Origin of the sequence: Pseudomonas sp. CAN1 (genome assembly GCF_030462585.1) — a bacterium.
Lineage (GTDB): Bacteria > Pseudomonadota > Gammaproteobacteria > Pseudomonadales > Pseudomonadaceae > Pseudomonas.
The window spans coordinates 1-2,666 of the sequence record NZ_JASMRU010000086.1 but is presented as its reverse complement, the minus strand read 5'-3'; the positions used below and the strand labels follow the sequence as shown (position 1 = coordinate 2,666).

Annotated in this window: 4 protein-coding genes and 1 pseudogene; 3 read left to right on the top strand and 2 right to left on the bottom strand. The window is 70.1% G+C overall.

Annotation, left to right across the window (positions count from 1 at the left end; all coding sequences use genetic code 11):
* The 3 genes and pseudogenes from QO207_RS31360 to QO207_RS31350 all read left to right on the top strand — a co-directional run.
* Positions 1-266: pseudogene (locus QO207_RS31360) on the top strand (PIG-L family deacetylase); the annotation flags it as partial.
* Positions 263-841 (top strand): class I SAM-dependent methyltransferase, encoded by a 579-nt coding sequence (locus tag QO207_RS31355; protein WP_301536127.1) that lies wholly within the window; start codon positions 263-265, stop codon positions 839-841. The pseudogene QO207_RS31360 and the gene QO207_RS31355, both read left to right, overlap by 4 nt.
* Positions 838-1,497, top strand: coding sequence for a glycosyltransferase family 2 protein (locus QO207_RS31350; RefSeq protein WP_301536126.1), 660 nt, complete (start codon positions 838-840; stop codon positions 1,495-1,497). The genes QO207_RS31355 and QO207_RS31350 overlap by 4 nt, the downstream gene beginning before the upstream one ends.
* 12 nt (positions 1,498-1,509) lie before the next feature.
* On the opposite strand, the gene QO207_RS31345 is transcribed toward QO207_RS31350, so the two are convergent.
* Positions 1,510-2,265: a S9 family peptidase gene (locus QO207_RS31345; RefSeq protein WP_301536128.1), complete on the bottom strand. Its 756-nt coding sequence runs from the start codon at positions 2,263-2,265 to the stop codon at positions 1,510-1,512.
* A gap of 22 nt (positions 2,266-2,287) precedes the next feature.
* Positions 2,288-2,666 (bottom strand): DUF3182 family protein (locus tag QO207_RS31340; RefSeq protein ID WP_301536125.1); only part of this gene is annotated, 379 nt, incomplete at its 5' end.

Below are 2,666 nucleotides of genomic sequence, written 5' to 3'. Positions count from 1 at the left end.
CTACCGGCCTGGCCTGCGCCCAGGTCGCCGCGCGCTGCGGCGCCCGGCATTTCGAGGCGCCGATCTGGGCCTGGCATTGGGCGCTGCCGGGCGACCCGCGCCTGCCCTGGGCGCGGGCGCGCCGGCTGGACCTCGACGAGGCGTCGGTGCAACGCAAGCGCCAGGCGATCCAGGCCCACGCCAGCCAGCTCGAAGGGCCGCGGCCGATTCTCCAGGCGCGGCTGCTGGATACCCTGCTGCAACCTTTCGAGGTGTACTTCCTGTGAGTTCGCTGCAACCCGGCTATTTCGACGCGATGTTCCGTGGCGACCCGGACCCCTGGGCGTTCCGCTCCTCCTGGTACGAGCAGCGCAAGCGCGAGTTGCTCCTCGCCAGCCTGCCGCGCCGCCGCTTCGCCAGTGGCTACGAGCCGGCCTGCGCCAATGGCGAGACCAGCGCCGCGCTGGCCGGCCGGGTCGACGCGCTGCTGTGCAGCGATTTCAGCGCCGAGGCCCTTGCCCTCGCCCGCCAGCGCCTGGCCGGGCTGGAGAACGTACGGCTGGCCAGGCACAGCCTGCCGGCGGACTGGCCGCAGGCGCGCTTTGAGCTGATCGTGCTCGGCGAGCTGGGCTATTACCTGGCGCCTGAGGACTGGGCCAGCACCTGCCAACGCGCCGCCGCCAGCCTGCAGCCCGGCGGCGTGCTGGTGGCCTGCCACTGGCGCCACCCCATCGACGGCTGCGCACTCACCGGGGATGCCGTGCATGAGTACCTGACGCGAGCCATGGAGGCTGCAGCGTCCGTCAGCCACGTCGAGCGGGATTTCCGCCTGGAGCTGTGGTTCGACGAGGCCGCTGCATGATCGGCGTACTGGTGCCCGCGCATAACGAGGCGGAGCTGCTCGGCGCCTGCCTGGCGTCCCTGCAGCAGGCGGCGCTGCACCCGGAGCTGAATCAGGAAGCGGTGTGCATCCTCGTGGTGCTGGATGCCTGCACTGACGGCAGCGAAGCCGTGGCGCGCGCCTGGGGTGTCGCCGTGCTGCAGGTCGATAAACGCAATGTGGGCCATGCGCGCCGCGCCGGCGCGGATTACCTGCTGCAACAGGGCGCGCGCTGGCTGGCCTGTACCGATGCGGACAGCAGCGTCGATGGCGACTGGCTGGTGCGCCAGCTGGCCTTCGGCGCCGAGGCGGTGTGCGGCACGGTGCGGGTGATCGACTGGTCGCCGCGGGCGGAGCAGGTTCGCCTGGTCTATGAAGGCCACTACCAGAGCCGCGAGGATCACCGGCATATCCACGGCGCCAACCTCGGTATCTGTGCCCGCGCCTACCAGCGCGCTGGCGGCTTCCGCCCGCTGCCGGCGGACGAGGACGTGCACCTGGTTCGCGACCTGGAGCGCAGCGGCGCACACATCGTCTGGACGCACCAGACCTGCGTCACCACCAGCGCCCGGCGTGACTGCCGCGCCCAGCACGGTTTCGGCGAGTTCCTCGATGGGCTGTCGGCGCCCTCTCGATAGGCTGGCGGGGCCTCAGCCAACGATCAGCCGGTTGGCCCGTTCGCCCACCACCATCTCGGTGATCCAGCGCACCAGGATGTCCGTGTAGGCGGCCTGGGAGGTCTCGTTGCTCAGGGCGTGGTCGGCCTGGTCGATGATCCGGTGGGTGAGCGAATGGGTGCGCTGGAAGGCGGCGCGGTAACTCATGATGGTCGGGTGCGGGATGTAGCTGTCGTGTTCGGATTCCACCAGCAGCACGTCACCATGGAAGCCCGAACAGGCCTTCAGCGCCCGGTTGCTCGCCGCCGGGATCAGGCTGGAGCGGTATTCCATCAGGTCGTCGCGCGGCAGGTCGCGTTTGGGCACGTCCCAGTCCTCGTCGCGGTAGATCGCCGGCACGCGCAGGGCCAGCCAGCGCACGGCGCGCAGCTCGGTGAGGATGGCAGCGAGGTAACCGCCATAGCTGGTGCCGACCACCGCAATGGCGCTGTTGTCGATACGCGGGTGCGCCGCCAGCCGGTCGTAGGCGGCCAGCAGGTCGCGCAGGCTGTCCTCGCGGGTGATGGAGCCCTGCAGCGCTTCGCCGGCGCCGTGGCCGGCGAGGTCGAAGGTCAGGCACACGCAACCCAGCCCGGCGATGCCACGGGCACGCTTGAGATCGCGCTCCTGGCTGCCGCCCCAGCCGTGCACGAAGAGCACGCCCGGTACGTGGGTGCGCGGGCTGAGGAAGTTGCCCTGCAGGCGCAGGCTGCCGACATCGATGTCGATGGGCTCGTCGCTGGCGGAAATGACCAGCTCGCGGTACAGCTCGTCACCGGAATTCATGAGGTTCTCCCCATTCATAGGGCTCCACCATGGCGTACTTCATCAGGAAGTCACCGTGCTCATCAGGGCCGCGATACAGCACACGGGTGTTCTGCGGCAGCGGCTTGTCCGCGAATATCTCGAAGGTCGAGGCGCGCACGACGCACAGCGCCGGGTCGGCCACGAAGGCCTGCAGCGCCGCCAGTTCGGCACCGCTGGCACCGCCGATGCGCCAGGACTGTTCCAGCACGCCGGAGCGCCGCTCGCCCTGCGCATCCACGCCCTGGGCGATGTCGTAGTTGCGCCGCGAGGCATAGAAGCCCGGCAGCAGCTGATGGGCCGCGTGGTCGAACTGCTGGGCCTGGCGGATCGCCTGCTGCACCGAG

Excerpts from the sequence above, each read along its gene's own strand:
- QO207_RS31350 (WP_301536126.1), top strand. The coding sequence starts at position 838 with ATGATCGGCGTACTGGTGCCCGCGCATAACGAGGCGGAGCTGCTCGGC.